Origin of the sequence: Streptomyces sp. NPDC001668 (assembly GCF_042893155.1) — a bacterium.
In the GTDB taxonomy this organism is placed as follows: Bacteria; Actinomycetota; Actinomycetes; order Streptomycetales; family Streptomycetaceae; genus Streptomyces.
The window spans coordinates 56,325-77,109 of sequence record NZ_JBIAUQ010000018.1; the positions used below are offsets into that span (position 1 = coordinate 56,325).

A 20,785-nucleotide genomic window follows, 5' to 3' on the forward strand; every position below is an offset into this window, starting at 1 on the left:
GTGCCCACCTATCAGTACCAGTGCACCGAGTGCGGCGAGGGCCTCGAGGCGGTGCAGAAGTTCACCGACGACGCTCTGACCGAGTGCCCGAACTGCCAGGGTCGCCTCAAGAAGGTGTTCTCCGCGGTCGGCATCGTCTTCAAGGGCTCCGGCTTCTACCGCAACGACAGCCGCGGCTCCTCGTCGAGCACCTCGCCGGCGTCGTCGTCCTCGAAGCCGTCGACGTCCACGTCGTCGTCCGAGTCGTCATCGTCGTCCTCTTCCTCGTCTTCCTCGTCCTCCTCGGACGCGAAGTCGTCGAGCTCGGGCACCTCGTCCAGCAGCAGCTCCGCCGCATAGGTCTCACTTCCGGAACCCTGCCGTCGTAGGACGGCGGGGTTCTCGGCGTCCCCCGGGCCCGGTCGCCACGGGCCGGTCACCGCGGGTTTTCGGGGCCGGATACTGTGCTGTTCATGGCGAACGCAGAGATCGGCGTAATCGGCGGCTCGGGCTTCTACTCGTTCCTGGAGGACGTGACAGAGGTCCAGGTGGACACCCCCTACGGTCCGCCCAGCGACTCCCTCTTCCTCGGCGAGGTCGCCGGCCGGCGGGTCGCGTTCCTGCCCCGGCACGGACGCGGCCACCATCTGCCGCCGCACCGCATCAACTACCGGGCCAATCTGTGGGCGCTCAGGTCGGTGGGGGCACGGCAGATCCTCGGCCCGTGCGCGGTGGGCGGGCTGCGCCCCGAGTACGGCCCGGGCACACTCCTCGTGCCGGACCAGCTGGTCGACCGCACGAAGTCCAGGGCGGGCACGTACTTCGACGGGTTGCCGCTGCCGGACGGCAGTGTGCCGAACGTGGTCCACACGTCGCTGGCCGACCCGTACTGCCCCGTCGGCCGTGCGGCCGCGCTGAAGGCGGCCCGGGGGCGGGACTGGGAGGCGGTGGACGGCGGCACGCTCGTCGTGATCGAGGGGCCGCGGTTCTCGACCCGCGCCGAGTCGCTGTGGCACCAGGCGCAGGGCTGGTCGGTGGTGGGCATGACCGGCCATCCCGAGGCCTCCCTCGCCCGAGAACTGGAGCTCTGCTACACGTCGTTGACCCTGGTCACCGATCTCGACGCGGGCGCCGAGACCGGTGAGGGCGTCTCCCACGACGAGGTGCTGCGGGTGTTCGCGGCGAACGTGGACCGGCTGCGGGGCGTGCTGTTCGACGCGGTGGCGGCGCTGCCTTCGCAGGACGAGCGGGACTGTCTGTGCGTGAACGCGCTGGGCGGGATGGATCCGGGGTTCGAACTGCCGTAGCGGCGGCGGGGATTCTCGCTGGTGCCAGCTGGGATTCCCGTCCGGGCCCTCGTTCGGGTGAGGGAGTTTTCCACAACCGGCCGGTAGTCCACCGGCCACGGCGGGATCGGGCGCGAAGCCTCATCGTGGGCAGCGCAAGCCGATCTCTCGTCGCTGGTGGTGGTCCCCATGTCCAACGCTCCCTCCCCTTCCCTCTTCTCCTCCCCCTCCTCCCCTCCCCTCGTTCCGTGTCCGCCCGGCCCCGACGCTCCCCCGACCTGCGAGGTCCCGCACTTCGCACCGGTGCGGGTGCGCGGCGGGAAGCATCGGCTACGGCGGTTCGTACGGCAGCGCAGGCGTGCCGTGGCCCTCGGCCTGGCCGTCACGGCGGCCGCGCTGGTGGCGGCGGGACCGCGGGGCGGTGAGGGGGCGCGAGGGCATCCGGCGGGCCGGCCCGTCCGCGAGCACCGGACGGTGGAGACGGTGTCGGCGCCGGTGCGGATCGCCGACGGCGCGACGGTCAGGCTGCTGCGCCCCGGGGACCGGATCGACGTCATCGCCGCCGAGGAGTCGGCGCTGGGCGGGGACGCCCGGGTGGTCGCGCGCGGGGCGCGGGTGACGAAGGTGCCGGAACCGCTGGACGGTGCGAGCGAGGGTGGGGCGCTGGTCGTGCTCTCGGTGCCGCGATCGACGGCGGCACGTCTTGCGGGAGCGAGCGCGACGGCACGGCTGGCGGTGACGCTGTGTTGAGGCGTGCGGTCCTTCTGTTACGGCAGTTTCTGTCAAGTCCCCCCTTCGAGCTACCCAATTGGACAGGGTCACCTCGCGTTGACGTAGGTTGCGGAGCTGTTTGTTCCACAACCTGTGCATGCGAGAAGAGGCCTCTAGGTGAGCGAGAAGAAGCCGAGCGTCTGGGAGGGCTTCAAGACCTTCCTGATGCGCGGGAACGTCGTCGATCTGGCAGTCGCGGTGGTCATCGGCGCGGCCTTCACCAACATCGTCAACGCGGTGGTGAAGGGGATCATCAACCCGCTGGTGGGGGCCATCGGCACCAAGAACCTCGACCACTACAGCTCTTGTCTGAGCACCACGTGCAAGGGCGAGCAGGGCATCACGATCCTGTGGGGCTCGGTGCTCGGCGCCACCCTCAGCTTCGTGATCACCGCGGCCGTCGTCTACTTCCTGATGGTCCTGCCGATGTCGAAGTACCTGGCCCGGATGGAGGCCCGCCGCAAGGCGAAGGAGGGCACGCACGAGATCATCGAGGTGACCGAGCTGGAGGTGCTGAAGGAGATCCGCGACGCCATGGTGGCGCAGCGGGGCTCGGGCCACGACGGGCGCTACAACTAGCGGCCTGGTCCGAGGGCCCGGTCAGATGTGGTGGGGCGGCTTCTCGTCGAGGAAGCGCTTCAGATCGGCCGCGCTGTCGCTGTCGGTGCGCGGCCGGTCGCCCCAGCCCCGGTCGGTGTCGTCCGAGGACTGCTGGTCCAGCGGATCGTCGAAGACCAGCGCGGGCTTCGGTTCGCGGGGTTCGGGGCGGGGGGCGCTACTCATGGATCCAGGGTACGGCGGTCCGGGATCGGGCCCTGCCGGGCTCCGCGAAGGAATTCGCGGCCGGTATCTGCTGTGCTTGGCTCCATGACGTCCAGTCCGACGCGCAGTCCACTGCGCAGACTCACCGCCCGTGGCCGCGACGAGGCCCACCGGGTCGCCTCGCCGCTGGAGCTCTTCTTCGACCTGTGCTTCGTCGTGGCCATCGCCCAGGCGGGCGTGGCCCTGGTGCACGCCGTCGCCGAGGGGCACGCCGGCGAGGGGATCCTCAACTACGCGATGGTCTTCTTCGCCATCTGGTGGGCGTGGATGAACTTCACGTGGTTCGCCTCGGCGTACGACAACGACGACGCGCTCTACCGGGTCGTCACCCTGGTGCAGATGGCCGGTGTCCTGGTGCTGGCGGCCGGGGTGTCCCGGGCCTTCGAGGACCACGAGTTCCTGGCCGTGTGGCTGGGCTATGTGATCATGCGGCTGGCGCTGATCGCGCAGTGGCTGCGGGTGGCGCGTTCGAGCGAGGGCGCGGAGCGGACCATGGCCCTGCGGTACGCCGGTGGCGTGCTGCTGTGCCAGGTCGGCTGGCTGGGGCTGCTGGTGCTGCCCGAGGGCGGGCGGGGCTGGGTCTTCCTGGTGATGGCGGTGGTGGAGATGTGCGTGCCGCCCTTCGCCGAGAGGGACCATCCGACGTCGTGGCATCCGCACCACATCGCGGAACGGTACGGACTGTTCACGATCATCGTGCTCGGCGAGACGATCGCCGCGGCCACGGTCGCCGTGAAGTCCGGGATCGACGAGAACGACGCGCTGGACGAGCTGCTGCCGATCGCGGCCGGCGGACTGCTGATCATCTTCGCCGCCTGGTGGATCTACTTCGTGGTGCCCATCCACGGCCGTCTGCGCTCCAACAAGCAGGCGTTCCTGTGGGGTTACGGCCACTACCTGGTGTTCGCGTCGGCCGCCGCGATCGGGGCGGGCCTGGAAGTGGCCGTGGAACAGGCCGTCGGCAAGGCGCACATCTCGACACTGGCCGCGTCGGCCGCGGTGACCCTGCCGACCTCGCTCTATCTGCTCACCGTCTGGCTGCTGCACTCGCGCTACTTCAAGGTGGGCATCGCGCAGCAACTGGTGCTGCCGGTCACGGGGTTGCTGGTGATCTGCTGCACCTTCCTGGGCGACTGGGCGGTGTTCGCGGCGGGCGTCGTGGCGGCGCTGGCCGTGGTGACCGGGACGACGCTGACCGCGCGGATGGCTGCGCGGACGGCTGCGCGGGAGCGGGCTGGAGGAGACCGTGAGGGACATGAGGGCCATGACAGTTGACGCTCTTACTGACGTCGCCGGGGTGCGGGTGGGGCATGCGACGCGGATCGGCGGCGGTTGGCTCACCGGTACCACCGTGGTGCTCGCCCCGGAGGGCGGGGCCGTCGCCGCGGTGGACGTACGCGGTGGAGGGCCCGGCACCAAGGAGACCGACGCGCTCGATCCGCGGAACCTGGTGCAGAAGGTCGAGGCGATCGTGCTGACCGGGGGCAGCGCGTACGGGCTGGACGCGGCGTCCGGGGTGATGGCCTGGCTGGAGGAGCGGGGGCGGGGGGTGCGGGTCGGGCCGGATCCCTCGCATGTGGTGCCGGTCGTGCCTGCCGCGTGCGTCTTCGATCTCGGGCGGGGCGGGGACTTCCGGGCCCGGCCGGACGCGGCGACCGGACGGGCCGCCGTCGAGGCCGCCGCGGCGAGTGCCCTCGGCGCGGAGGTGGCGGAGGGGTGCGTGGGGGCGGGGACGGGGGCCGTGGTGGGGGCCATGAAGGGCGGGGTGGGGACCGCGAGTGTCGTCCTCCCCTCCGGGATCACCGTGGCGGCGCTGGTGGTGGCCAACGCGGTGGGGGCGGTGGTGGATCCGGAGACGGGGGTGCTGTACGGGGAGTTGTTCCAGGGGCGGCGGGTGCGGTATCCGGAGCAGCGGGTGCATGACGCTGCGCGCCGGCGGCTGGCCGAGGCCGCGGCGGGGAATGCGCCGCCGCCGTTGAACACCACGCTCGCGGTGGTCGCGACGGATGCGGAACTGTCGAAGGCGCAGGCCCAGAAGGTGGCGGGGACGGCGCACGACGGCATCGCGCGGGCGGTGCGGCCGGTGCATCTGCTCCACGACGGGGACACGGTGTTCGCGTTGGCGACGGGGGTGCGGCCGCTGAGTGCCGGGGATCCGCTGGCGCTGAACGCCGTGCTTGCGGCGGGGGCTGATGTGGTGACGCGGGCGATTGTGCGGGCGGTGTGGGCGGCGGAGTCGGTGGGAGGGGTGGGGGTGGGTGGGGTGTGGCCGGCCTATCGGGAGTTGTATGGGGGGTGATGCGTGCGGGTGTGTATGTGGGTGCGGGTTCGGTGGGGGCGGGCGTTTTGCGCAGTTCCCCGCGCCCCTGAGATGCCTGCGGCGGCCGGTGCGGCTTCGGTGGGGGCTGGTGTAGCGCGTGCGGTTTGGTGGGTGGGTCGGGGCCGGGGGGGGGGGGGGGGGGGCCCGGGGCGCGGGCGGGGGGCCCAGTTGTTTGGCCCGCTAACGCCCCCGCCCCCCCCCCCCCCCGCCCCCCCCCCCCCCCCCCCCCCCGCCCGGCCCGCGCGCCCCGCCCGGCGGGGGGGGTTTGGGGGGGGGGCCCCGGCCCCCGCCCCCCCCCCCCACCTCCACATTCACCCCCTTCAGTACGTCCCGCTGCGCAACCGATGGGCAGCATCCTGAGGTTGGCCACGACCTGCTTGGCCATCTGCACCGCCCGGGTGCCCGCGGAGACACCGCCGTAGCTCACGAACGCCGCCGGCTGTACTGGCGCAGAGCGGGCGGGTGCGGCTCGTCGTAGAAGCGAAGGGCGAGTTCGCGCAGGTCGACGAGGTGCGACACGAACCGATCGTCCTCCGCGACCCGGAAGGTGAACCACTCCGCGACGGACCTGCCGACCCGTCCGGGACGCGTGCCGGCCACCACGGTGGTGAGGGTCATGGGTGCCGCAGAGGGCTCGGATGTCATGTCGGCTCGCTTTCCGGCCGGCCGCGCTCGGCCCGGCGAGCACTGCGAGATGCGCGAACGATAGCACTGCCGTATCGGCAGGCTCACCAGGGCAAAACGAGCGGTGCATCCGATGCGTCCACGGAGGGAACCAGCCCCAGCCTCTTGACAGAAACGTCGGCGGTTCGCACGATTGCGCTATCGATAGCACGCCAAGAGCCGCAGTGGATGAGACTCCTCGTCCCCCGTTTCCCGCTCACCATCGCCCGGGAGGCGGCACCGGTCGGGTTGCCGCCCCTTCCGCATGCCTTCGACCGCGCGGCATGCCCCCGCGGCCAGGCACGGGCCCGCTCGACGCGTCGGCCATCCGAACTCCGAAAGGTTGCACCGCAATGACAGACACGCGGATCGCCCAGCTCCACGGCCGCAGGGTGTGGGACTCACGCGGGCGGCCGACCGTCGAGGCCGAGGTCCACCTCGCGGACGGAGCGGTCGGGCGGGCCATCGCGCCGGCGGGAGCCTCGACCGGTCAGGGCGAAGCGCTCGACCTGCGCGACGGCGGCACCCGCTTCGGCGGACTCGACGTCCGCCGCGCCGTCGGCTCGGTCAACCAGGAGATCGCGCCCGCCCTCAGGGGCCTCGACGCGACCGAACAGGAGGCTCTCGACCGGCTCCTGGTGAACCTGGACGGCACCCCCGACCGCGGCCGCCTCGGCGGGAACGCCATCGTGGCCACGTCCATGGCGGTGCTGCACGCGGCCGCCGCGTCGGCGGGCGTACCGCTGTGGCAGCACCTGTCGGGCGGTCGTCCGGTTCGCATCCCCCTGCCGGAGATCCAGATCTTCGGCGGTGGCGCCCACGCGGACCGTCGCGTCGACGTCCAGGACTTCATGGTCGTCTGCCCCGCGGCTCGCAGCTTCTCCGAGGCCCTCGACTGGACGGCGGAGATCTACCGGGCGGCCGGCAGCCTGATGCGCAAGGCGGGCAAGGCACAGGGCGTGGCGGACGAGGGCGGCTTCTGGCCCGCGTTCGGTTCCAACGAGGAGGCACTGGAGACCCTGACCCTCGCCATCGAGAGCGCGGGCTTCGCGCCCGCCACCCAGGTCGCCATCTCCCTGGACGTCGCGGCCTCGCAGTTCGGCGGCGACGGGCGGTACACGCTCGCTCTCGACGACCGCACGCTGGACACGGCGGGGCTCATCGACATGCTGGGCGGCTGGATCGAGCAGTACCCGATCCTGTCCGTCGAGGACCCGGTGGGCGAGGACGACCACGAGGGCATGGTGGAGTTCACCCGGCGTTTCGGCCACCGCTGCCAGGTGATCGGCGACGACTACCTGGTCACCGACGCCAAGCGGGTGGAGGCGGCGGCCACCAACGGCGCGGCCAACGCGGTCCTCGTCAAACCGAACCAGGCGGGCACCGTCACCGAGGCCCACGAGGCCCTGCTCGCCGGAAAGGACGCCGGCTTCGGCACCGTCGTGTCGGCCCGGTCAGGTGAGACCGAGGACATCACCATCGCGCACCTGAGTGTCGGATGGGACGCGGGCCAGCTCAAGGTGGGCTCGTTCACCCGCTCCGAGCGCATGGCGAAGTGGAACGAGGTGCTGCGTATCGAGGAGGCCCTCGGCGATTCCGCGGAATTCAGCGGCTGGTCCGCCTTCCCATTCGCCGATTCCGCCCCTCCCGCGTCCAATCCCTAGAACGCCCCATCCGTAAAACGCCCCCGCGCTATTACAGTCATCGAAATCAAGAGCCGAGATCGCGCACGGAGACCAGCATGCTGCCACCCGTCAATCTGCGTCCGAGTTTCAACATCACCCGCTCCAGTCATGTCCGGCTCACGGTCGCGGATCTGGCCGAGAGCCGGAACTTCTACACGAGCGCCCTCGGGCTCGTCGTCAGTGACGAGGACGAGCGCACCTGCCATCTCCGCGGCCTCGCCGAGGCATGCCACCACAGTCTGGTCCTGGAACTGGACGAGGAAGGCGCCGGTTCCTGCCGCAGGATCGGATTCCGGGTCTTCCTCGACGAGGACCTCGACATCGCCCACGACTGGTTCCGCGACCGGGGACTGCCCGCGGAGTGGGTCGACCTGCCGTACCAGGGGCGCACCCTGCACGTCAGCGACCCGGCCGGTACCCCGCTGGAACTCTGCGCGCACATGGAGACCCGCCCGAGGCTGCACATCGACTTCGAGCACTACAAGGGCGCCCACGCGCAGCGCCTCGACCACTTCCAGACGTTCGCGCCGAACACCTACGAACTGACCGCGTTCTACGGCGAACTCGGCTTCCGCAACTCCGAGTACCTGGCCCACGGCGACAAGCTGCTGAGCGCCTTCATGTACCGCAAGGGCACCTGCCTGGACCTCGCGATCGTGGAGAACACCGGCCCCGCCCTCCACCACTTCGCCTACACCGTCTCCGAGAGCCGCGACATCTTCACCGCCTGCGACTGGGCGGGCATCCTCGGCTACGGCGAAGGAGTGGAGCGGGGCCCGGGACGGCACGGTCCCGGCGGCATGCTCTTCACCTACCTCCGCGACCCCGACGGCCACCGGGTGGAGGTCTTCAACAGCCACTACCAGACCATCGACACCGAGGTCGAGCCGGTGCGCTGGGACGCGGGATCGCTGAGCACGAACGTCCGCTGGGGGCTTCCCGCGCTGGAGAAGTGGTACTTCGAGGCCTCGCCGTTCGTGGGAGTGAAGCAGCTTCCGCCGGCGCAGGCGCCGCAGCCGATGACCCTTGAGCGGTTCCTGCTCGAACAGTCCGCGCACTGACTCCCTTCACTCCCCAGGAGACGACATGGCACGCGTTCCCTACCTGCGCCGCGAGGACGCGGACGAGGCGGACAAGCCCCTGTACGACCGGCTCGAAGCCGAACGCAAGGTACCCACGGCGAACATCTTCCTCGCCCTCGCGGGCGCGCCCGAGCAACTGGACGGGTTCCTGACCTACGCCAACTCGCTGCGCGCCGCCGACCTCAGTCCCAAGCTGCGCGAACTGGCCATTCTCACCGTGGGCCACACGACCCGTTCCGCCTACGAGGTCGCGCACCACCAGTCGCACGGGCTCAAGGCCGGCCTCACCGAGGAACAGCTCGCGGCGGTGGGCGACTTCGAGTCGTCCGACCTGTTCGACGCGACGGAGAAGGCGGTCATGCGCCTCGCCGAGGAGTCCACACTCCACGTCGCCGTCTCGGAACAGACGTGGAGTGCCGCCGCCGACCATCTGACGGACCGGCAAATGGTCGAACTTTCACTGTCCATCGCCTGGTACAACTCCGGCGTCCGCATCATGGGCCTGCTGGACATCGACCTCGAGGACAATTACCCGAATCCCTTCGCGAATTCATAGTTCTCGGCACCCAACTGCCCATCACAACCGGAGTATTTCAATGGCGAAAATGCTCGCTGCACGACTGCACGCGCTCGGTGAGCCGATGTCCGTGGACACCGTCGACGTGCCCACTCCGCGGCCGACCGACGTGCTGGTGCGGGTCAAGGCGTGCGGGATCGTGCCGAACATGGCCAACGTGATCAACAACTGGCCCACCTGGTACCCCCACCAGCCCCTGCCCAAGCTGCCCGCGATCTTCGGTCTGGACCCGGCGGGCGTGGTCGAGGCGGTCGGCGAGGCGGTGCTCAACACCAAGCCGGGCGACCGGGTCTACGTGAGCCCGCTGCGGTCCTGCGGCAGCTGTCAGATGTGCCGCGGCGGCGAGCTCAGCCGGTGCCGCTACTTCACCCTGAACGGCTACTTCAGCACCTCCCGCGACGGTCAGCGGATCTTCGACCTCTACCCTTACGGCGGCTTCTGCGAGTACATGACGGCGCCGCAGTACTCGATCGTCAACATCCCGGACAACATGACGTTCGAGCAGGCAGGCAAGCTCGGTTACATCGGCACCTCCTACCGGGCGCTCAAGTACGCCGCGGCCGGCCCCGGCCAGGTCGCGCTGATCGACGGGATCACCGGCACCCTCGGTGTCGCCTCCACCCTCCTCGCGCTGGCCTCCGGTGTCTCCAGGGTCCTCGGCACCGGCCGCAACGAGGAACTCCTCAAGCGGGTCAAGGAACTGGCCCCGGACCGGATCGAGGTCATGCGGCTGGGTGAGGGTTCCTCCGGAGCGTGGGCGAAGTCCCGCACCGGCGGCGAGGGGGCGGACTTCGTCATCAGCGCGCTCGGCGCCAAGGCACCGGCGGAGACCATGCTGGACTCCATGCAGGGCGTGCGCCGGGGCGGCAGGGTGGTCAACGTCGGTGGTGTGGCCGACCGGTTGCCGGTGGACGTGAAGTGGCTCATGGACGAGCAGGTGCAGCTGATCGGCTCCAACTGGTTCAGCACCGCGCAGGGCCAGGAGGTCGCCGACATGGTGGCGTCCGGCGCCCTGGACCTGTCGTACCTGGTCACCAAGCCCTTCCCCCTGTCCGAGGTCAACGAGGCGATCTCGGGACGCGCCACGGACCTCGACGGCGGATTCAGCAACTACGTCGTGCTCCCCTGACCGACGGACCGCCCACACTCACCCCGCGGCGATCCTGTTCTGCCCTGACACCCGTCGCGGGGTGCTTTCACCACAGGCCGCACCCGATGCCCGTACTCTCGTCGGCCCAGGCCCGGCAGGATGGAGGAACCGGTGGAACTGCGCTGGCTGGAATCTTTCGTCATCGTCGCGGAGGAACTGCACTTCGGCCGGGCGGCGGATCGCCTGCACCTCGCGCCGTCGGCACTCAGCGCCCAGATCAGAGCGCTGGAGTCGCACCTGGGTGTGCGGCTCATCGACCGGGGCCGACGCACCCGCCCGGCGCTGACCGGTGCCGGACAGTTGTTTCTCGAAGAGGCGCGGCTGACCCTCGCACAGGCCGCACGGGCCGTGTCGGTCGGCCGGCGGGCGGGGCGTGGGGAACTCGGCCATGCCCAGATCGCGTACGTCGCCTCGGCCGCGTTCTCCGGGGTGCTCACCGATGTCCTGACCCGATGCGCCGCCCCCGGGACCGATCTGACGGTCCAGGTACGGGAGTTGGAGACCCCGGCCCAACTGGAGGCCCTGGCCTGCGGTGACATCGACGTCGGCTTCCTGCGCTGGAGGCCGGAATACCCGCCCGAAGTCACCGCCACGTGCCTGCTCACCGAGGACGTCGTCCTGGCCCTGCCGGCCGGTGCGCCGCTGGCCGCGTACGAGGCGATACCGGCGGCCGTGCTCCGCGACGAGAACTTCGTGGCCCCGCACTTCGACGAGGAGTACGGCTGCCGCGACCAGATCCTGGAGGTGGCCGGGCAGGGAGGCTTCAGCCCCCTGTGCGCTCCCCCGGTGCGGGACTACGTCGCCGCGCTGACCCTGGTGGGCGGCGGTCTGGCGGTGGCCCTGGTCCCCGACTCACTGAGGCGCGTGCACATCCCCGGGGTGGCCTACCGGCCGCTGGCGGATGTAGCGCTCACCACCCGGCTGGTCGGCGCCTACCGCAGGGGGGAGACCTCACCCGCGGTACGCGAGGTGATCCGCCGACTGCGCCAGGCCGCGGTCGCGACGGCCACCGACTGAGCCGGTCAGCCCTTCACCGACGCATGTTTGTACGCGAATGACGCACTGTTTTCGCAGGTCAGACTAGGCGTGCTCGGCCTAGGCTCAACACGGCGGTACACACGTGTCGACGTCGGTCGACCACCGCACGGCGGACGGACAGGCGGAGAAGCACATGACGGTGATCAAGCACGTAGGTGTCGTAGGGGCGGGTCAGATGGGCCGGGGCATCACCGAGGTGTGCGCCCGGGCCGGGCTGCACGTCACGTTGTGCGACGTGACCGAGGACAGGGCCCGGGCCGGACTGGCGGGCGTCGCGGACTCCCTGCTCAAGGCGGAGAAGCGCGGTTCCGTCAGGCCCGAGGACCGCGCGCTCGCCCTCGCCGGGGTCTCGGCCACCGGCGATCTCTCCCGCCTTGCGGGGGCGGACCTGGTGATCGAGGCCGCCGTCGAGGACGAGGGGGCCAAGACCGAGCTGTTCCGGCAGTTGGACAAGGTGGTCTGCGACCCGGCCGCCGTACTGGCCAGCAACACGTCGTCCATCCCCATCGCCAGGCTCGCGGCCGCGACCGGCCGGCCCGAGGCGGTGGTGGGCCTGCACTTCTTCAACCCGGTACCCGTCATGCCACTGGTCGAGGTGATCCCCTCGCTGCACACCTCGAAAGCCACGGAACAGCGTGTGCGTGCCTTCGCCGGCGAGACCCTGGGCAAGAAGACGGTCGTGGCGCAGGACCGCGCGGGCTTCGTGGTGAACTCCCTGCTGGTTCCCTACCTGTTGGCGGCGGTACGGATGGTGAGCTCCGGAACGGCGACCGCGGAGGACATCGACACGGGCATGACCGCCGGCTGCGCCCACCCCATGGGTCCCCTGCGTCTGGCCGACCTCATCGGCCTCGACACCGTCGCGGCGATCGGAGAAGCACTGTACGAGGAGTACCGGGAACCGTTGTACGCCCCGCCCCCGCTGCTGCGCCGCATGGTCGAGTCGGGGCTGCTGGGCCGTAAGTCGGGGCACGGGTTCTTCGACTACCGGGCGGCCTGAGAGCCGTTCCGCGGCGGTCCGGTCACGTGGAATTGGTGAGGTACGCAAGCCCTGCCAACAGTCCTGCGTAAGCCAGAACCAGCAGCAGACTCAGAAGGATCAGGATCCAGCCGGTCACGATACCGAGCAGCGCCACGCCTCGATCGCGACCGCCAAGGCGCTTTCCCCGGCGACGACCGAGGTGGCCGGCGGGGATCGCGATGACACCGAACACAAACAGCAGGAACGTGTACAGGCCGCCGTACAACAGCCAGAACATCGGTGTCACGAAGATGCCCACGATCAGACAGACGCCCAGAAAGGCAGCCCAGACACTGATCCGCGCAGCTGTGTTGCGAGTCGGAGCGCCTGCCGCATCGGTGTCCTGAACCACTCCGCTCACGCTTGGTTCCCCCTGTTCCGGTGCTGGCGACTCACTCTACGAGAACGGTCCGTGAACGCCGTGTCCGCGTGCGCGTTGTGGCCGCACGAGAGTGGCACTTTCGTTGAGGCCGGCCTTGAAACCCGAGATCCCGGCGACGGCCGTACCGCCCTAGCGCGGCCGGGGCTCGCCCTCGGAAACCACGCGCAGGCGGTGCGGGGCGAGCACGGTCTTGGCGGGTACATGTATCGAAGCGCGCGAATGGGTCAGTTCCCGGATTCGGGGAACCGCGCTTGTACCGGGCGAGGCCTGGCGTTGGGCGGCTTCGCGGCCGTGGCCGGGGTGACCGCCTGGCCGGGCTGCCGCCGAGGACTGCCTGGGTCGCTGAGGGGCTGTGTGCCCGTCACTACAGCCCCTCCCTCACCTGGGACCGGAACTGCCGTAGGAAGGCCCTCGGGTTCCGCGCGATCTGCCACACGCCGATCGACAGCAGTGCCAGACTGACGGCGCAGCAGATCCAGAAGACGAACTGGGCCCCGGACGCGAGGTTCTGGGTGCTGCCGTCGTCGAAGCGGCAGTAGGCCTGTGGGGGAAACGCCCTCGACACGCCGACCCCTCCGTAGTACATGGAACACGGATCCTCGCCGGGATCCTTGAGCGTGTCGTCCGCCGTGACGATCAGCAGCCAGGACAGCGCCGCCACCGGAATCGTGCAGAACACGATCATCTTCGTCCAGACCGGCAGACGAGGGTGGGCCACGAGCCCGATCAGTGCGGTCACCACCACGACGAACGCCGCCGCGACGGCCACGGCGGTGAACTGCCGCTCGTACACCTCGACCAGGAGCCAGGTGACCGCCGCTACCGGGGGCGCGGTGAAGAGCACGACCTTGATGCCGGGTGCGGTCCTCGGGCGCACGAGCAGGTACACGACGAGCGCGCCGGCGATCACGGCGAGGAGCGCGATCACGGTCGCGCGGCGGGCGTGCCGGTGGAGGCCCGGTACGTCGCGCCCCCACGCCACGGACCGACACCGAGCTTTCCGGTCGTCCCGAGATCGAGCTCCGGTACGACCGTCACAGGATCGGCCGCGGGTGTGGCCCACACACGGACGTACGGCGCGTTCACCGCCGCGCCGGACTGAGTGGTGTTGCGCCAGGCCAGCACGGCCACCGCGGCCTCCCCAGGACCCAGCAGCACCGGTTGCGGGTCGCCGTCCCCTCCGAGCCCGGTGCTGATCGCATCGGTGCCCCGCAGGATCCGTACGCCGTTCACGCTCTCGTGGTCCGCGTCCTGAAGTTCGAGCTCGGGACGGCCGTTGAGCCGATACGGCCGCGTGCCGCAGTTGACCAGATGCAGACCGACGACGCGCAGCCCCATGGCCGCGTCCGGCACCTCGGCTTCGGGGACGCTGCGTACCTTGCTCACCGCCACACCCGTCACCGCGGGCGTGCTCCCGGCCGTCTGCCGCATGACGACGGTGCCCTTGACGGTCCGCCCCGGCGCGACCGCCTCGACGGTCCGCTCCCTGTTCTCGACGGCCCCGCCGGACGCCGCGAGGAACCCGAAGGTGAGTGTGTAAGTGGCCGTGCTCCTCCGGTGGTTGGTGAGCTCGAAGTCCGCGCTGTAGTCGACACCCCAGGCGTACAACGCGGTGATCTTGACACCGTCCTCGGTCGTACCCCCGGCGGAGGGCAGGGGCAGTGCGGACGGTGTGCCGGAGGGGCGACGGGACGGTTCGGAGCGCGAGCTACCGCCGTACGAGGCGCTCTGCGCACCACAGGCGGCGAGCAGCACGATCGCGGCGAGGACGGTCGGTGCGGTGCGGGAGGCGGTCGGCATCGGCCCACCTCACCAAGACCCGCCCCCAAGGGCTGTGGTGGAACCCACACCTCCGGTCACAGCGGTGTCACAGACCACGCAGGGGGCGGGGTGGGGGAACGGGTTGGCGGCAAGCCACGGCGATCGTCCGCGCCCGGCGGCTTGTTCAGCCGGTGGCCGACACAGTCGTCAGCGACGACTTCTGGCCCGGGTCCGGGGCAACCCCCCTTCATGACACCAGCGGCGTCACAGCCGAAGATCGCTCTGTGGGAGGCTGAAGCATGCGAAATCTGCCGACATTCGTTCTTGTCCATGGGGCCTTCGCGAATTCCTTCTCGTTCGCGCCGCTGCAGGCCGAACTCGCCTTACTCGGGCACCGCTCGGTCGCGGTCGACCTTCCGGGGCACGGGTTCGAGGCGACCTTCCCCGCGGCTTACCAGGCTCCCCAGGATCTCGACGCCCTCGCCGCGGAACCGGGGAGCATCAAGGGAGTCACCCTCGCCGACAACACCGCCCGCGTGATCGAAGTCCTCGAACGGGCCAAGCAGAACGGGCCCGCCATCCTCGTCGCCCACAGCAGGGGCGGCCTCACGGCCACCGCCGTCGCCAACGTCCGGCCCGAGTTGATCGACCGGATCGTCTACGTCTCCGCCTGGTGCCCCGTCGATCTGGACGTGAGCGACTACTACACCCAGCCGGAGATGGCGGACGTCGACGCGGGAGCCTTCGCTGCCACGCTCGTCGGAAACCCGGCGGAACTCGGTCTGCTCCGCACCAACTTCCGCACCGCCGAGCCGACGGCCCTCGCCGCCTTCAAGCGAGCGCTCGCCGCCGACCTCACCGATGACGAGTTCCGGACCTTCCTGAACACCCTTCAGCCCGATGAGAACCTCGACGTCGGTACGTCCGCCGACCGGGCACGGGCGACGACCTGGGGCCGGATTCCCAAGACCTATGTGCGCCTGGCCGCCGATGCCAGCATTCCGCTCGCCATGCAGGACCGCATGATCCGCGAAGCCGACGCGCTCACGCCCGACAACCCCTTCGACGTGCGGACCCTCGACGGGAGTCACCTGCGCTGGCTCGTCCACCCGAAGCCCGCCGCCGAACTGCTCGCGAACAGACATGGGCAGTGACAGGATCGGTGTGCCGGGAGTGGCGTTGACCGACGCGCAGGGGGTGCGGACCGAGCCGGATCGGCGGCCGGGCTGCTCACTGTCAGCCCACCGTTATGCTCCCGCTGTGCGAGAACAGAGGCGAATGGTCAAGGCCGCTCGGTGGTTGGTGATGTGGGTGGTGTTCACCGTCGCCATGCGCTTCGTCACCGATTTCGCGGGCATTTACCGGGGCTGGGTGAACACCGCGGTGACGTCCGCGTCGGTCGTGGCCTTCTGGTTCCTGGTCGCGTGGCGCCGACACAACGCCGCGGACGTCAAGCAACCCCGCGCCGTGCGGCCACCTCCCTCGTGAGCTGGGGCGCCACCGAGAACAGGTCGCCCACCACTCCGTAGTCGGCCACGCCGAACACAGGTGCCTCGGCGTCCTTGTTGACCGCCACGATCGTCTTGGACGTCTGCATCCCGGCGAGGTGCTGAATGGCCCCGGAGATGCCCAGGGCGATGTACAGCTGAGGTGAGACGGACTTGCCGGTCTGCCCCACCTGGTACTGGTGCGGGTAGTAGCCGGCGTCGACCGCGGCGCGAGACGCGCCCACCGCACCGCCCAGGGCGTCGGCCAAGTCCTCCACCACCTTGAAACCGTCCGCTCCCGCGACACCACGTCCGCCGGAGACGACGACGCTCGCCTCGGTGAGCGCGGGACGCTCACCGGCGAGCGCGGCACGGCGGGCGGTGACGCGCGCCGACGCCGCCGAGTCGATGGGCGGCAGGACGAGCTCGTGCTCCACGGGGTCCGCGGGACGTTCTTCCGGCTCGAAGGAGCCAGGCCGCAGGGCGATCACCGGAATCCCGTGGGTCACCTCGGAGCGCACGGTGTACGACCCGCCGAAGACGACCTGGGTGACCGTGCCGGAGGAGTCCAGGTCGACCGCGTCGATCAGCACCCCGGTGTCCAGCCGCGCGGCGAGCCGCCCGGCCACCTCCTTGCCGTCCGTCGTCGCGGAGACCAGGACGGCGGCGGGAGCGACCGTCCCGGCGGCGAGTTGCAGGGCGTCGACGGCGGCCGAGCCGGCGAACTCGCCCGCTCCCGTGGATTCGGCGGCGTAGACGCCGGTGGCTCCGTGACGGGCGAGGGATTCCCTGAGGCGGGCCGCGGTGCCGGGAGTTCCCACGAGCACGGCGGCCGGGTCTCCCAACCGCCGTGCGGCGGCGAGGAGTTCGTACGTGGTCTGGAGGACGCGTTCCCCGTCGTGGTCGACGAGGACGAGGACGTCGGGCATGGGTGCGCCTGTCTCTTGGTGGTCGGGCCGGTTCAGAGGAGTTTCCGGGCGAGCAGGTGGTCGAAGAGGCGGCGGCCGGCCGAGCCGTCGTCCGTGACGAGGATGCCGGCGGCCCGCGCCGGAAGCGGGACGGCCTCCACCACGCGCGTGCGGCTCACGAGGAAGCCGGTGTCGTCCACGTCGGGGAACAGGTCGTCGAGGCCGACCGTCGCCACGGGCTTCTTCTTCGCGGCCATGATGCCCTTGAAGGAGGGATAGCGCGGCTCGTTGATCTTCTCGGTGACGCTGACCAGCGCGGGCAGCGGCGCCTCCAGAGTCGTCTCACCGCTCTCGGTCTCACGCTCGGCACGCACGCGCCCCGCGTCCAGGGCGAGTTCGCGTACGTGGGTCAACTGCGCCAGGCCGAGCAGGTCCGCGACGACGGCGGGCACCGCGCTCGCCTGTCCGTCGGTCGCCGCGTTGCCCGCCAGGACCAGGTCCACGTCCGCGACCGTCCGCACGGCGGCGGCCAGGACTTTGGCGGTGGTCACCACATCGGCGCCCTGGAGCCGGTCGTCGCGGATGTGGATCCCGCGGTCGGCGCCCATGGCCAGGACCTTGCGGATGGCGTCGAGCGCGGAGTCGGGGCCCATGGACACGACGGTGACCTCGGCGTCCGTCGTCTCCTTGAGGGTGAGGGCCTCCTCCGCGGCACGCTCGTTGATCTCGTCCAGGACGAGGTCGGAGTTCTCGCGGTCGAGGGTGTGGCCGGTCCCGGACAGCTTGCGTTCGGCGGCGGTGTCCGGGACCTGCTTGACGAGTACGACGATGTTCACGGTCGTCTTCCTTCGGCCGGGGCGGTCAGCGGAACGCCGGGTAGCCGGTGATCGCCTGGCCGACGACCAGCGTGTGCATCTCGCCGGTGCCTTCGTAGGTGAGGACGGACTCGAGGTTGTTGGCGTGGCGCAGCGGTGAGTACTCCAAGGAGATGCCGCCCGCGCCGAGGACGGTGCGGCACTCCCGCGCGATCGCGATCGCCTCGCGAACGTTGTTGAGCTTGCCGACACTGATCTGCTCGGGCCGGATGCGGTGCTGGTCCTTCAGGCGTCCCAGGTGGACGGCGAGCAGCGCGGCATTGCCCAGGGACACGGTCATGTCGGCGAGCTTCTTCTGGGTGAGCTGGAAGGCACTGATCGGCTTGTCGAACTGCACCCGGGAGTCGGCGTAGTCGATGGCCGTCTGCAGGGAGTCCCGGGCCGCGCCGACCGCTCCGAACAGGATGCCGAAGCGGGCCTCGTTCAGGCAGGACAGCGGTCCGCGCAGGCCCTGAGCGTGCGGGAGCCGGGCCGAGTCGGGCAGTCGTACGTTGTCGAAGTACAGCTCCGAGGTGACGGACGCGCGCAGCGACATCTTCTGCTTGATGTCCTGGGTGGTGAAGCCGGGCGTCCCGCGCGGCACGAGAAAGCCGCGGACGCCGTCCTCGGTCTGCGCCCACACGGTGGCCACGTCCGCGATACCGCCGTTGGTGATCCACATCTTGGAGCCGTTCAGGATCCAGTCACCGCCCTCGCGGACGGCCCTGGTGCGCATCCCGGAGGGGTTGCTGCCGAAGTCGGGCTCGGTCAGGCCGAAGCAGCCGATCGCCTCACCGGCCGCGAGCCGGGGCAGCCATTCCTGCTTCTGCTCCTCGGAGCCCCACTTCCAGATGGAGAACATCGACAGTGAGCCCTGCACGGACACGAAGCTGCGGAAGCCTGAGTCGGCCGCCTCCAGCTCCAGACAGGCCAGGCCGTAGCTGACGGCGTTGGTGCCGGCACAGCCGTACCCTTCGAGATGCATGCCCAGCACTCCCAACTTGCCGAGTTCCGGGGCGAGTTCGCGTGCGAAGTGGGCGTTCTCGAACCATTCGGCGATGTGCGGGCGGACCCGGTCGGCGAGGAACCTGGCGACGGTGGCCTGGATCTCGCGCTCCTCGTCGGTGAGGACCGAGGCGATGTCGAACAGGTCGAGGGGGTCCTTCAGCGGCTTGCCGTTCATGTCGTGCTCCTTGTTGATCGGGGCTTGGAATTCGGGTGGTCGGACGGGTCGTGGAGGATCTGCACGGTGTGCTGGCCCAGGGAGGGAGGGGGCAGGCGGTACTGCGCCGGGGTCGCGCTCAGGGCGATGGGGTGCGCGATCTGGCGGAAGGATCCGGCTTCGGCGCCGTCGGCGGAGGCGGCGGTGATGTCGACGATGCCGGGCAGGCCGAGCTTGTGGGCGAAGGCGAAGGCCTCGTCGAGGCTGTTGACCGGTCCGGCGGGTACGCCTGCCGCCAGCAGGGCGGTGGTCCAGTGGTCGGCGCCCGCGGTGCCGAGCCGCTCGGTCAGGAGGTCCCGCAGTGCGACGCGATGAGCGACCCGGTCGGTGTTGGTGCGGAAGCGGTCGTCGAGGGCGAGACCGGGGTCCCCGACGGCTTCGGCCAGTGCGGCGAACTGCCGGTCGTTGCCCACCGCGAGGGCGATCGGCCGATCAGCGGTCGGGAGGGTCTCGTACGGGGCGATGCTCGGGTGCGCGTTGCCCATGCGGCCGGGGACCACACCGGCGACGGCGAAGGCCGATGCCTGGTTGACCATGGCCGACAGCAGCGAGCCGAGCAGGTTCACCTCCACGAGCTGTCCTTCGCCGGTGGCGTCCCGGTGCCGCAGGGCGGCGAGGATGCCGAGCGAGGCGTGCAGCCCGGTGATCACGTCGACCAGGGCCACGCCGGTCTTCACCGGTTCCCCGTCCGCGGTGCCGGTCACGCTCATCAGACCGCCGACGGCCTGGACGAGCAGGTCGTAGCCGGGGATCGCGGCGCCCGCGCCGCTGCCGAAACCGCTGATCGAGCAGTAGATCAACTCCGGATGCCGGGCGCGGAGTTCACGCTGCCCGAGCCCCAGCCGGTCCATCGTGCCGGGACGGAAGTTCTCCACCAGGACGTCGGATTCGGCGATCAGCGCGCGGGCCCGGTCGAGGCCGGCCCCGGTGGTGAGGTCCAGGACGACGGACCTCTTGTTGCGGTTGACGCTCAGGAAGTACGTCGAGGTGCCGTCCTGGTCCGCCGGAGGGTGCCAGGCCCGGGTCTCGTCGCCGACGCCCGGGCGCTCCACCTTCACCACCTCGGCGCCGAGGTCGGCGAGGAGCATGGTGGCGTACGGTCCCGCGAGGACCCGGGAGAAGTCGGCGATGCGCAGTCCGTGCAACGCGGTTCGTCCTGCTCGGCCGAGAGCGCCGACCCGTCCGTCCGGTGCGCTGTCCTGGGTGTCCATGGGCCTCTTCTCTCGTCGTGCCGCCTGCGCGAACGTGACATGACCGGTGCCGTGTCCTGTCACCACCAGCGCCCCAAGGACGTTGGCGGATAGGTGAGTTCGACAAGGGGAAGTCCCTGTTCACGGGGAGCCACGGCGCGCACGACCCGCACTCTGGCCCCGACCCCGACCGCGGTGGCCTCCGCCCTGGCGAGCCGGCAGACCAGGGTGAATCCCTCGTCCATCGCAACGAACCAGGTGTGGGGCGGGGACTGGCCGATACGGCGAACGAGGGCCCCGGCGCCCTTGCTGTGCTCCCGCTTGAACGCGGTGGAGCCGCAGGCCCGGCAGAACGAACGGCGGTAGGCCGGCGTGCCGCACCACCGGCAGCTCTGGAAGGGCAGTCCGCCGGGGGCCTCCGGTGCCGGCTGACCGTCGGTCGTGGCCACGGCACCCGCGTCATCGCCTGTCGGGACCTCGCCGGGTGCACGGCTGGCTGTCTGGAGCATCACGGCCTCCTGCGCTCACTTCGATGAGCGGAAACGGGCGATCGGGATCCGATATGTCTCCCTCACCCTGGCCCCGCC

Annotated in this window: 24 protein-coding genes; 14 read left to right on the top strand and 10 right to left on the bottom strand. The window is 70.4% G+C overall.

The annotated features are described in order from the left end of the window. The 4 genes from ACFYZ8_RS38125 to mscL all read left to right on the top strand — a co-directional run bounded on the left by ACFYZ8_RS38125 (position 1) and on the right by mscL (position 2,615). Positions 1-339, top strand: a complete 339-nt coding sequence (locus ACFYZ8_RS38125) for an FmdB family zinc ribbon protein (RefSeq protein WP_359038954.1) — start codon at positions 1-3, stop codon at positions 337-339. A 113-nt stretch (positions 340-452) separates the two neighbouring features. Next, positions 453-1,286 carry an S-methyl-5'-thioadenosine phosphorylase gene (locus ACFYZ8_RS38130; RefSeq protein WP_359038952.1) on the top strand — a complete coding sequence of 278 codons (834 nt, stop codon included), beginning with the start codon at positions 453-455 and terminating at the stop codon, positions 1,284-1,286. 168 nt (positions 1,287-1,454) lie between these two features. After that, a complete protein-coding gene (locus ACFYZ8_RS38135) occupies positions 1,455-2,015 on the top strand; it encodes a hypothetical protein (protein ID WP_388542171.1) in 561 nt (186 codons plus the stop codon). Positions 2,016-2,153: 138 nt separating this feature from the next. Further along, the gene (mscL, locus tag ACFYZ8_RS38140) at positions 2,154-2,615 is read left to right on the top strand and encodes a large conductance mechanosensitive channel protein MscL (RefSeq protein WP_388542169.1); all 462 of its coding nucleotides are present in this window, start codon (positions 2,154-2,156) and stop codon (positions 2,613-2,615) included. A 21-nt stretch (positions 2,616-2,636) separates the two neighbouring features. On the opposite strand, the gene ACFYZ8_RS38145 is transcribed toward mscL, so the two are convergent. Beyond that, a complete protein-coding gene (locus ACFYZ8_RS38145; RefSeq protein WP_359038947.1) occupies positions 2,637-2,819 on the bottom strand; it encodes a hypothetical protein in 183 nt (60 codons plus the stop codon). An 84-nt stretch (positions 2,820-2,903) separates the two neighbouring features. On the opposite strand from ACFYZ8_RS38145, the gene ACFYZ8_RS38150 reads away from it, so the two are divergent. Both ACFYZ8_RS38150 and ACFYZ8_RS38155 read left to right on the top strand, forming a co-directional pair. Beyond that, positions 2,904-4,133: a low temperature requirement protein A gene (locus ACFYZ8_RS38150; protein ID WP_388542168.1), complete on the top strand. Its 1,230-nt coding sequence runs from the start codon at positions 2,904-2,906 to the stop codon at positions 4,131-4,133. Further along, complete coding sequence (locus ACFYZ8_RS38155; RefSeq protein WP_359038943.1) at positions 4,123-5,157, top strand: P1 family peptidase; 1,035 nt, start codon at positions 4,123-4,125, stop codon at positions 5,155-5,157. The genes ACFYZ8_RS38150 and ACFYZ8_RS38155 overlap by 11 nt, the downstream gene beginning before the upstream one ends. Positions 5,158-5,601: 444 nt before the next feature. Here ACFYZ8_RS38155 and ACFYZ8_RS38160 read toward each other — a convergent pair whose 3' ends face one another. Beyond that, on the bottom strand, positions 5,602-5,823 hold the full coding sequence (locus tag ACFYZ8_RS38160; RefSeq protein WP_388533489.1) for an NADPH-dependent FMN reductase: 222 nt from the start codon (positions 5,821-5,823) through the stop codon (positions 5,602-5,604). Positions 5,824-6,194: 371 nt separating this feature from the next. Between ACFYZ8_RS38160 and eno the strand changes: the two genes are divergently transcribed. The 6 genes from eno (at position 6,195) to ACFYZ8_RS38190 (ending at position 12,373) form a co-directional block, all read left to right on the top strand. After that, positions 6,195-7,505 (top strand): phosphopyruvate hydratase, encoded by a 1,311-nt coding sequence (gene eno, locus ACFYZ8_RS38165; RefSeq protein WP_388533487.1) that lies wholly within the window; start codon positions 6,195-6,197, stop codon positions 7,503-7,505. A 77-nt stretch (positions 7,506-7,582) separates the two neighbouring features. Continuing rightward, the gene (locus tag ACFYZ8_RS38170; protein ID WP_359029010.1) at positions 7,583-8,587 is read left to right on the top strand and encodes a VOC family protein; all 1,005 of its coding nucleotides are present in this window, start codon (positions 7,583-7,585) and stop codon (positions 8,585-8,587) included. 25 nt (positions 8,588-8,612) lie between these two features. Further along, positions 8,613-9,164 carry a carboxymuconolactone decarboxylase family protein gene (locus ACFYZ8_RS38175; protein ID WP_359029011.1) on the top strand — a complete coding sequence of 184 codons (552 nt, stop codon included), beginning with the start codon at positions 8,613-8,615 and terminating at the stop codon, positions 9,162-9,164. 49 nt (positions 9,165-9,213) lie between these two features. Further along, positions 9,214-10,314 carry an alcohol dehydrogenase catalytic domain-containing protein gene (locus ACFYZ8_RS38180; RefSeq protein ID WP_359029012.1) on the top strand — a complete coding sequence of 367 codons (1,101 nt, stop codon included), beginning with the start codon at positions 9,214-9,216 and terminating at the stop codon, positions 10,312-10,314. 120 nt (positions 10,315-10,434) lie between these two features. Next, on the top strand, positions 10,435-11,352 hold the full coding sequence (locus ACFYZ8_RS38185) for a LysR substrate-binding domain-containing protein (RefSeq protein WP_388533483.1): 918 nt from the start codon (positions 10,435-10,437) through the stop codon (positions 11,350-11,352). Positions 11,353-11,506: 154 nt separating this feature from the next. Beyond that, positions 11,507-12,373 carry a 3-hydroxybutyryl-CoA dehydrogenase gene (locus ACFYZ8_RS38190; RefSeq protein WP_388533797.1) on the top strand — a complete coding sequence of 289 codons (867 nt, stop codon included), beginning with the start codon at positions 11,507-11,509 and terminating at the stop codon, positions 12,371-12,373. A gap of 22 nt (positions 12,374-12,395) precedes the next feature. Here ACFYZ8_RS38190 and ACFYZ8_RS38195 read toward each other — a convergent pair whose 3' ends face one another. From ACFYZ8_RS38195 to ACFYZ8_RS38205, 3 genes are all read right to left on the bottom strand, one after another. Beyond that, positions 12,396-12,755, bottom strand: a complete 360-nt coding sequence (locus ACFYZ8_RS38195; protein WP_359029014.1) for a DUF4190 domain-containing protein — start codon at positions 12,753-12,755, stop codon at positions 12,396-12,398. Between the two features lie 385 nt (positions 12,756-13,140). Next, positions 13,141-13,758 (bottom strand): hypothetical protein, encoded by a 618-nt coding sequence (locus tag ACFYZ8_RS38200; RefSeq protein WP_388533480.1) that lies wholly within the window; start codon positions 13,756-13,758, stop codon positions 13,141-13,143. Further along, the gene (locus tag ACFYZ8_RS38205) at positions 13,701-14,576 is read right to left on the bottom strand and encodes a DUF4232 domain-containing protein (RefSeq protein ID WP_388533478.1); all 876 of its coding nucleotides are present in this window, start codon (positions 14,574-14,576) and stop codon (positions 13,701-13,703) included. Before ACFYZ8_RS38205 ends, ACFYZ8_RS38200 begins: the two co-directional genes overlap by 58 nt. A gap of 260 nt (positions 14,577-14,836) precedes the next feature. On the opposite strand from ACFYZ8_RS38205, the gene ACFYZ8_RS38210 reads away from it, so the two are divergent. After that, on the top strand, positions 14,837-15,691 hold the full coding sequence (locus ACFYZ8_RS38210) for an alpha/beta fold hydrolase (RefSeq protein ID WP_388533475.1): 855 nt from the start codon (positions 14,837-14,839) through the stop codon (positions 15,689-15,691). 106 nt (positions 15,692-15,797) lie between these two features. Next, on the top strand, positions 15,798-16,025 hold the full coding sequence (locus ACFYZ8_RS38215) for a hypothetical protein (protein ID WP_388533472.1): 228 nt from the start codon (positions 15,798-15,800) through the stop codon (positions 16,023-16,025). On the opposite strand, the gene ACFYZ8_RS38220 is transcribed toward ACFYZ8_RS38215, so the two are convergent. From ACFYZ8_RS38220 to ACFYZ8_RS38240, 5 genes are read right to left on the bottom strand one after another with little or no spacing between them, the layout of a single operon-like run. Next, entirely contained in the window at positions 15,988-16,953 is a 966-nt protein-coding gene (locus ACFYZ8_RS38220; protein WP_388533469.1) for an electron transfer flavoprotein subunit alpha/FixB family protein, read from the bottom strand. The two genes, ACFYZ8_RS38215 and ACFYZ8_RS38220, sit on opposite strands and share 38 nt — an antisense overlap. 32 nt (positions 16,954-16,985) lie before the next feature. Then, complete coding sequence (locus ACFYZ8_RS38225; protein WP_359029020.1) at positions 16,986-17,768, bottom strand: electron transfer flavoprotein subunit beta/FixA family protein; 783 nt, start codon at positions 17,766-17,768, stop codon at positions 16,986-16,988. A gap of 25 nt (positions 17,769-17,793) precedes the next feature. Next, positions 17,794-18,969, bottom strand: coding sequence for an acyl-CoA dehydrogenase family protein (locus ACFYZ8_RS38230; RefSeq protein ID WP_388533466.1), 1,176 nt, complete (start codon positions 18,967-18,969; stop codon positions 17,794-17,796). After that, positions 18,966-20,219 (bottom strand): CaiB/BaiF CoA transferase family protein, encoded by a 1,254-nt coding sequence (locus ACFYZ8_RS38235; protein ID WP_388533463.1) that lies wholly within the window; start codon positions 20,217-20,219, stop codon positions 18,966-18,968. Before ACFYZ8_RS38235 ends, ACFYZ8_RS38230 begins: the two co-directional genes overlap by 4 nt. A gap of 59 nt (positions 20,220-20,278) precedes the next feature. Further along, complete coding sequence (locus ACFYZ8_RS38240) at positions 20,279-20,707, bottom strand: hypothetical protein (RefSeq protein ID WP_388533460.1); 429 nt, start codon at positions 20,705-20,707, stop codon at positions 20,279-20,281. Positions 20,708-20,785 lie beyond the last annotated feature (78 nt).

Coding starts and splice junctions, on each gene's coding strand:
- ACFYZ8_RS38160 (WP_388533489.1), bottom strand. CDS start 5,823: ATGACATCCGAGCCCTCTGCGGCACCCATGACCCTCACCACCGTGGTG.
- ACFYZ8_RS38155 (WP_359038943.1), top strand. CDS start 4,123: ATGACAGTTGACGCTCTTACTGACGTCGCCGGGGTGCGGGTGGGGCAT.
- ACFYZ8_RS38135 (WP_388542171.1), top strand. CDS start 1,455: ATGTCCAACGCTCCCTCCCCTTCCCTCTTCTCCTCCCCCTCCTCCCCT.
- ACFYZ8_RS38180 (WP_359029012.1), top strand. CDS start 9,214: ATGCTCGCTGCACGACTGCACGCGCTCGGTGAGCCGATGTCCGTGGAC.
- ACFYZ8_RS38150 (WP_388542168.1), top strand. CDS start 2,904: ATGACGTCCAGTCCGACGCGCAGTCCACTGCGCAGACTCACCGCCCGT.
- ACFYZ8_RS38230 (WP_388533466.1), bottom strand. CDS start 18,969: ATGAACGGCAAGCCGCTGAAGGACCCCCTCGACCTGTTCGACATCGCC.
- ACFYZ8_RS38145 (WP_359038947.1), bottom strand. CDS start 2,819: ATGAGTAGCGCCCCCCGCCCCGAACCCCGCGAACCGAAGCCCGCGCTG.
- ACFYZ8_RS38170 (WP_359029010.1), top strand. CDS start 7,583: ATGCTGCCACCCGTCAATCTGCGTCCGAGTTTCAACATCACCCGCTCC.
- eno (WP_388533487.1), top strand. CDS start 6,195: ATGACAGACACGCGGATCGCCCAGCTCCACGGCCGCAGGGTGTGGGAC.
- ACFYZ8_RS38210 (WP_388533475.1), top strand. CDS start 14,837: ATGCGAAATCTGCCGACATTCGTTCTTGTCCATGGGGCCTTCGCGAAT.
- ACFYZ8_RS38205 (WP_388533478.1), bottom strand. CDS start 14,576: ATGCCGACCGCCTCCCGCACCGCACCGACCGTCCTCGCCGCGATCGTG.
- ACFYZ8_RS38220 (WP_388533469.1), bottom strand. CDS start 16,953: ATGCCCGACGTCCTCGTCCTCGTCGACCACGACGGGGAACGCGTCCTC.
- ACFYZ8_RS38130 (WP_359038952.1), top strand. CDS start 453: ATGGCGAACGCAGAGATCGGCGTAATCGGCGGCTCGGGCTTCTACTCG.
- ACFYZ8_RS38240 (WP_388533460.1), bottom strand. CDS start 20,707: ATGCTCCAGACAGCCAGCCGTGCACCCGGCGAGGTCCCGACAGGCGAT.
- ACFYZ8_RS38185 (WP_388533483.1), top strand. CDS start 10,435: ATGGAGGAACCGGTGGAACTGCGCTGGCTGGAATCTTTCGTCATCGTC.
- ACFYZ8_RS38235 (WP_388533463.1), bottom strand. CDS start 20,219: ATGGACACCCAGGACAGCGCACCGGACGGACGGGTCGGCGCTCTCGGC.
- ACFYZ8_RS38190 (WP_388533797.1), top strand. CDS start 11,507: ATGACGGTGATCAAGCACGTAGGTGTCGTAGGGGCGGGTCAGATGGGC.
- ACFYZ8_RS38175 (WP_359029011.1), top strand. CDS start 8,613: ATGGCACGCGTTCCCTACCTGCGCCGCGAGGACGCGGACGAGGCGGAC.